This window comes from Ramlibacter sp. (genome assembly GCF_035706265.1).
In the GTDB taxonomy this organism is placed as follows: Bacteria; Pseudomonadota; Gammaproteobacteria; order Burkholderiales; family Burkholderiaceae_C; genus Ramlibacter.
Genome location: NZ_DASSVG010000082.1, coordinates 1 through 6405, shown reverse-complemented (window position 1 = coordinate 6405; position 6405 = coordinate 1). Strand labels below are relative to the sequence as shown.

The 6405-nt window shown below is 71.0% G+C and carries 6 protein-coding genes and 1 pseudogene; all 7 read right to left on the bottom strand.

Annotated elements, in window-relative coordinates:
- Positions 1-593: pseudogene (locus VFM98_RS03130) on the bottom strand (imidazolonepropionase); the annotation flags it as partial.
- On the bottom strand, positions 590-1177 hold the full coding sequence (locus VFM98_RS03125; protein WP_325108442.1) for a HutD family protein: 588 nt from the start codon (positions 1175-1177) through the stop codon (positions 590-592). The pseudogene VFM98_RS03130 and the gene VFM98_RS03125, both read right to left, overlap by 4 nt.
- A gap of 19 nt (positions 1178-1196) precedes the next feature.
- Positions 1197-2906, bottom strand: coding sequence for a urocanate hydratase (hutU, locus tag VFM98_RS03120; protein WP_325108441.1), 1710 nt, complete (start codon positions 2904-2906; stop codon positions 1197-1199).
- A gap of 50 nt (positions 2907-2956) precedes the next feature.
- Positions 2957-3661, bottom strand: a complete 705-nt coding sequence (locus VFM98_RS03115; RefSeq protein ID WP_325108440.1) for an ABC transporter ATP-binding protein — start codon at positions 3659-3661, stop codon at positions 2957-2959.
- Entirely contained in the window at positions 3654-4469 is an 816-nt protein-coding gene (locus VFM98_RS03110; protein WP_325108438.1) for an ABC transporter ATP-binding protein, read from the bottom strand. The genes VFM98_RS03115 and VFM98_RS03110 overlap by 8 nt, the downstream gene beginning before the upstream one ends.
- The gene (locus VFM98_RS03105) at positions 4466-5329 is read right to left on the bottom strand and encodes a branched-chain amino acid ABC transporter permease (protein WP_325108437.1); all 864 of its coding nucleotides are present in this window, start codon (positions 5327-5329) and stop codon (positions 4466-4468) included. The genes VFM98_RS03110 and VFM98_RS03105 overlap by 4 nt, the downstream gene beginning before the upstream one ends.
- A gap of 10 nt (positions 5330-5339) precedes the next feature.
- Positions 5340-6203 carry a branched-chain amino acid ABC transporter permease gene (locus tag VFM98_RS03100; RefSeq protein WP_325108436.1) on the bottom strand — a complete coding sequence of 288 codons (864 nt, stop codon included), beginning with the start codon at positions 6201-6203 and terminating at the stop codon, positions 5340-5342.
- Positions 6204-6405: the final 202 nt, after the last annotated feature.

The window sequence follows — 6405 nt, the reverse complement described above, 5'->3', positions numbered from 1 at the left end:
GCGATGTAGTCGCCGCTGCGGCCCGCGTACTCGGGCGGCAGCGCGTGGGCGCCGAGGAAGGTGGTGCGCACGGTCACGCCCAAGTCGCGCCCGAGCCGGCGCGCGACGCGCAGCTGCTTGCGCTCGTGCTCCAGCGCCAGGCCGTAGCCCGACTTGATCTCGATCGCGCACACACCTTCGGCCAGCAGCGACTGCAGGCGCGGCAAGGCCTGCGCGTACAGCTCGTCTTCGCTGGCGGCGCGGGTGGCGCGCACGCTGGAGACGATGCCGCCGCCGGCCTGGGCGATCTGCTCGTAGCTGGCGCCGGCCAGCCGCAGGGCGAACTCGTTGGCGCGCTGGCCGCCGTAGACCAGGTGCGTGTGGCAGTCGATGAGGCCCGGCGTGACCAGCGCGTCGCCGCCGTCGTGCCGCGGTAGGTCCGCGGACAAGGGCGGCAGCGCGGCGCGGGCGCCCGCGTAGGTGATCGCGCCGCCTTCGACGACGATGGCCGCGTCGTCCAATGCGGGGCCGTCGACAGCGGTGGCGCCGGGAGCCAGGCGCAGGTGGGTCCAGACGCCGTCGGCGCTGGGGCCCTGGTGAATGGTTGTCGTCATGGAGTCTTCGCCTCGATCGAAACGGCGAGCAGCGCGCTTTGCGCGCTGTCGGGGACGAGGTGCCAGGAGCGGTCGGACCCGTGCCACCACAGGCCTTCGTCGGCCTGCAGTTGCAGAACTTCGCCCCCTTCGTTGGCGCGCCAGCCGCCGCCCACCGCCATCAGCAGCCCCTGCGCGCACGCGGGCAGCGCGCCCGGCTCGCGCAGCACCTGCACCCGCGCGCTGCAGGCGGCGCGGCGCGTCATCACGTTGAAGTCGTGGCAGTCCGTACCCAGCAGCTCGCCGTGCACCGACGCCTCGCCGGGAAAGGCGAAGGGCGCCAGCGGCGTGTCGAGCCGGTGGTCGATGGCGCCATCCGCGGAACGCAGATGCACCCCGCCGCCTTCCAGCAGCGTGATCACCCGATCGACCCCGGGAAACGCCGAAAACGGCCCGCTGCTGGCGATGTGGGCGATGCTCACCCGCCAGTCGAAGCGCTCGAAGCCGCTGCCTTCGGGCAGGCACAGCACCTCGCGCGTGACGCCGCCGCCGTTCTTCCAGGGCTGCGCCGGCAGGGCCGATCGGTGGAACCGGATCAGGGGCATGGGCGTCGCACCGCGCGGCTCAGCGCACCATGGGCAGCTTCAGGCCGTGCTTCTTCGCCGTCGCCACGGCCAGTTCGTAGCCGGCGTCGGCGTGCCGCATCACGCCCGAGGCGCAGTCGTTCACCAGCACGCGGGCCAGCCGGCGCTCGGCCGCCTCGCTGCCGTCGGCCACGATCACCACGCCCGCATGCTGCGAGTAGCCCATGCCGACGCCGCCGCCGTGGTGCAGCGAGACCCAGCTCGCGCCGCCCGCGGTGTTCAGCAGCGCGTTGAGCAGCGGCCAGTCGGACACCGCGTCGGTGCCATCGCGCATCGCCTCGGTCTCGCGGTTGGGGCTGGCCACCGAACCGGTGTCGAGGTGGTCGCGGCCGATCACGATCGGCGCCTTCAGCTCGCCCTTGCGCACCATCTCGTTGAACGCCAGGCCGGCCTTGTCGCGCTCGCCCAGGCCCAGCCAGCAGATGCGCGCCGGCAGGCCCTGGAAGGCGATGCGCTCGCGCGCCATGTCCAGCCAGCGGTGCACGTGCCGGTTCTCGGGGAACAGCTCCTTGATCCTGGCGTCGGTCTTGTAGATGTCCTCCGGGTCCCCGGACAGCGCCACCCAGCGGAACGGCCCCTTGCCCTCGCAGAACAGCGGCCGGATGTAGGCCGGCACGAAGCCGGGAAAGTCGAAGGCGTTCTGCACGCCTTGGTCGAAGGCGACCTGGCGGATGTTGTTGCCGTAGTCGACGGTCGGGATGCCCATGGCCTGGAAGTCCAGCATTGCCTGCACGTGCACGGCGCAGGACTTCGCGGCGGCGTCCTTCAGCTTCGCATGCTGCGCCGGGTCGCGCTGCGCCGCCTGCCATTCCGGAACGCTCCAGCCCGAAGGCAGGTAGCCGTTGATCAGGTCGTGGGCCGAGGTCTGGTCGGTCACCAGGTCGGGCTTGAGGCCGCCGGCCTTGGCGCGCTTCACGAGTTCGGGAACGACGTCCGCCGCGTTGCCCAGCAGGCCGATCGACACGGCCTTCTTCTGCGCCTTGTACTTCTCGATCCGTGCCAGGGCGTCGTCGAGGTCCTTCGCCTGTTCGTCGAGGTAGCGCGAGCGCAGGCGGAAGTCGATGCGCGATTGCTGGCACTCGATGGTCAGCGACACGGCGCCGGCGAAGGTGGCGGCCAGCGGCTGCGCGCCGCCCATGCCGCCCAGGCCGGCGGTGAGGATCCAGCGGCCGGCCATGTCGCCGCCGAAGTGCTGGCGCCCGGCCTCGGCGAAGGTTTCGTACGTGCCCTGCACGATGCCCTGGCTGCCGATGTAGATCCAGCTGCCGGCCGTCATCTGGCCGTACATGAACAGGCCCTTGCGATCGAGCTCGTTGAAGTGCTCCCAGTTGGCCCACTTGGGCACCAGGTTGGAGTTGGCGATCAGCACCCGGGGCGCGTCGGCGTGGGTCTTGAACACGCCCACCGGCTTGCCGGACTGCACCAGCAGCGATTCGTCCTCGCCCAGCTCGCGCAGGGTGGCGAGGATGCGGTCGAAGCACTCCCAGTTGCGGGCCGCGCGGCCGATGCCGCCGTACACCACCAGGTGCTTCGGGTTCTCGGCCACCTCGGGATCGAGGTTGTTCTGGATCATGCGGTAGGCCGCTTCGGCGATCCAGTTCCGGCAGGTGAGCTGGGAGCCGCGCGGGGCACGGATCTCGCGCGAAGCGTCGTAGCGCGGGTCGTCGTTCAGGGACAGGGCTTCGGACATGGTCGGTTCCTACGATGTCGGTTCGGGGGCGTTCGGGGGAAATCCAGGGGCTAGTGCAGGCCGAGGAAGGCGGCGGCGAGCGTGGGGTCCTTGCGGGCGTCGGCGGCGGCGCCGCTCCAGACCGTCTGGCCGGACTCGAGCACGCACACGTGGTCGGCCACCGAGAGCACGCGCTCCGTGTTCTGCTCCACCAGCAGCACGGTCATGCCCTCGTTGCGCAGCTTCAGCAGGGCCTGGTAGCACAGGCCGATGACCTTGGGCATCAGGCCCAGCGAGAGTTCGTCGATCCTGACCAGGCGCGGCCGCGCCATCAGCGCGCGGCCGATGGCCAGCATCTGCTGCTCGCCGCCGGAGAGGTTGCCCGCCAGCGAGGTGAGCCGCTCGGCCAGGCGCGGGAACAGCGACAGCACGCGGTCGCGGTCCTGCCCGAACACGGAGGCGGGGTGGATCACGCCGCCCACGCGCAGGTTGTCCTCCACCGAGAGGTCCTTGAACAGGCGCCGACCCTCGGGCGAGAGCGCGATGCCGCGCCGCACGCGCTCGGTGGCGGGCAGGTCGCCGATGTCCTGGCCGTCGAACAGCACCTGGCCGGCCTGGCGCGCCACGTGGCCGGCCACGCACATGAGGGTGGAGGACTTGCCGGCGCCGTTGGGGCCGATCAGCCCCGTGATGGTGCCGGGCTTGAGAGTCAGCGAGAGCCCGTGCACGGCCTGGAACGCGCCGTAGCCGCAGGAGAGGGACTTGAGTTCAAGCATGCACGGCTCCTTCGGCGCTTTGCACCGCGGGCGCGGCCACCGCGTCGCCGCCGAGGTAGGCGGCGCGCACGGCCGGATCGTCCATCACGGCGCGCGGCTCGCCGTCGGCGATCTTGCGGCCGTTGTCCAGCACCACCAGGCGCTGGCAGATGCGCATCACCTCGCCCAGGTTGTGCTCGATCAGCACGATGGTCACGCCCTGGCGGTTGATCTCCGCGATGGTATCGGCCATCGAGCGCGCTTCCCTGGAGTTCAGGCCGGCCAGCGGCTCGTCGAGCAGCAGCAGGCGCGGCTTCAGCGCCAGCGCACGCGCCATCTCCAGGCGCTTGAGGACGCCCAGCGGCTGGATCGCGGGGCGCTGGTCGGCGTGCTGCGCGATGCCCACGCGCTCCAGCATGCGGCGCGCCGTGGCCAGCTCCTCGTCGCGCGCCACGTGCAGCAGCGACTTCAACGGCGACGCCGTCTTGGCGCTGCCGGCGGCCAGCGCCACGTTGTCGATCACCGAGATCTCGCGGAAGGGCTTCACCAGCTGCTGCGACAGCGCCAGGCCGCGATGGATGCGGCGGTCGATCGGCAGGCCGTCGATGCGCTCGCCATCGAGTTCGACCTGGCCTTCCGTCGCCCGCACCACGCCCGTGATGGCGCGCAGCATGGTGGTCTTGCCGGCGCCGTTGGGGCCGATGAGGCCCAGCAGCTCGCCCTGGCGCACCTCGAAGGAGACGTTGTCGATGGCGGTGATGCCGCCGAAGCGCACCGTCACCCCCGCGACGCGCAGCAGCGTACCGCCCTTCGTAGCCTTGGCGCTCATGCCCGGCCTCCCTGCCGCTCGGCGCGCGCGGGGCTGAAGAAGCGCGTGACCAGCGCCGCCATGCCGCCCGGCGAGAAGCGCATCATCAGGAACAGCAGCCCGCCGTAGACCAGCAGCTTGTAGTCGCCGATCACCTGGAACCACGCCGGCAGCGCGGAGAGCACCGCCGCCGCCACGACCACGCCGGTGACGGAGCCGATGCCGCCCACCACCACCATCGACAGCACGGTCACCGATTCGACGAAGCCGAAGCTGTCCGGCCCGATGAAGCGCAGGTTGTACGCGTACATGCTGCCGGCCAGCCCCGCCAGCGCGGTGCCGAAGGCGAAGGCCACCAGCTTGTAGCGCGGCGCGTCGATGCCCAGCACGCGCATGGTGTCCTCGTCCTCGGCGATGCCATTGAAGACGCGGCCCATCCAGGCTCGGCGCAGGTACAGGCTGAAGGCGGCCACCAGCGCGCACAGCAGCAGCGTAAAGGCCATGAACACGGGCTTGGACATGCCGGTGTCGGGGATGCCGGAGACGCCCAGTTCGCCGCCCAGCCAGTCCTGCTGGCGCACGACGCCGACGAACAGGAAGCCCACGCCCATGGTCGTGATGGCCAGGAAGTCGGCCCGTACCCGCAGCGAGGCCAGGCCGACCACGACGCCGATCGCGCCGGCCAGCAGCATCGCGAGGGGCAGCGTTGCGAGGAAGGGCAGTCCGGCCTTACCGAGCAGGGCCGCCACGTAGGCGCCGATGCCCAGGAAAGCGGCATGGCCCAGGCTGATCTGGCCGCAGAAGCCGGTGATCAGGTTGAGCGAGAGGGCGAACAGCACGCTGACGCCCATGGTAGTCAGCAGAGAAATCTCGTAGTCCAAGGCGACCTCCTCAGCGCTTGGCGAACAGGCCCTGCGGCCGCACCATCAGGACCAGGATCAGGAAGGCGAACGCGATCGCATTGCGATCCAGCACCTTGCCGAGGTAGATCGTCCCGAAGGACTCCACCACCCCCAGCACCAGCGCGGCGGCCAGCGTGCCGCGCACCGAGCCGAGGCCGCCGAGCACGATGATGGCCAGCGCCTTGTACGAGGGCACGCTGCCCATCGTGGGCTCGACCAGGTTGTTCAGCAGCGCCACCCACACGCCGGCGAAGCCCGCCAGCGCCGAGCCGACGAAGAAGTTGATGTCGCGCACCTTGCGCAGCGCGATGCCGAAGGATTCGGCCATCTGCGGGTCCGACACCGTGGCCTGGCAGGCCACGCCGATGCGGGTGCGCGTCTGCAGCCAGCCCAGCACGCCGATGATGACGGCCGTGCCGATCATCATCAGCAGTTCGGCCACCTTGAACTGCATGCCGCCGAACACCGGCACCTGGCCCTGCAGCGGCGGCGCGGCGAAGGACAGGCCCTGGGCGCCGAACACGATGCGGAACACCTCCTCGAAGGCGATGTAGAGGCCGATGGAGGCGATCAGCGCCACGAAGGGCGGCTGCGCGAGCAGCGGCTGGTAGGCCAGGCGGAACATCGCGACGCCGGCGAGGCCGGCCACGAGCATCGCCACCGCGAAGCCCAGGGCCAGGCTGCCGCTGGCGTTGCACACCATCACGCCGGCATAGGCGCCGAGCGTGAACAGGGCCGCGTGCGCGACGTGCAGGATGCGCAGCAGGCCGTAGACCAGCGTCAGCCCCAGCGCGATGAGCGCATAAATGGCGCCCTGCACCAGGCCCTGGGCGGCAAGTTCGACGTAGAGCATCGGGGATTCCTTCGGGCGCGGCAGGGCGCGGCCCACGGCCGGCTCGCCAAGGGCCGGTCACGGGCCCGCGCGGAGGCCGCTGCGGGCGGGAACGGCGTGCGCCGCGGACCTACTTCGTGGGCGGCGCCAGCAGCACCGCGTCGGAGATCACGGAGGGGCGGCGGATGGCCTTGTCCTTGACCACCTGGACCTGGATGTCCGT

What these genes read in the sequence shown, in the direction of transcription:
- VFM98_RS03125 (WP_325108442.1), bottom strand. Translation starts at nt 1,177, where the DNA reads ATGCCCCTGATCCGGTTCCACCGATCGGCCCTGCCGGCGCAGCCCTGG.
- hutU (WP_325108441.1), bottom strand. Translation starts at nt 2,906, where the DNA reads ATGTCCGAAGCCCTGTCCCTGAACGACGACCCGCGCTACGACGCTTCG.
- VFM98_RS03115 (WP_325108440.1), bottom strand. Translation starts at nt 3,661, where the DNA reads ATGCTTGAACTCAAGTCCCTCTCCTGCGGCTACGGCGCGTTCCAGGCC.
- VFM98_RS03110 (WP_325108438.1), bottom strand. Translation starts at nt 4,469, where the DNA reads ATGAGCGCCAAGGCTACGAAGGGCGGTACGCTGCTGCGCGTCGCGGGG.
- VFM98_RS03100 (WP_325108436.1), bottom strand. Translation starts at nt 6,203, where the DNA reads ATGCTCTACGTCGAACTTGCCGCCCAGGGCCTGGTGCAGGGCGCCATT.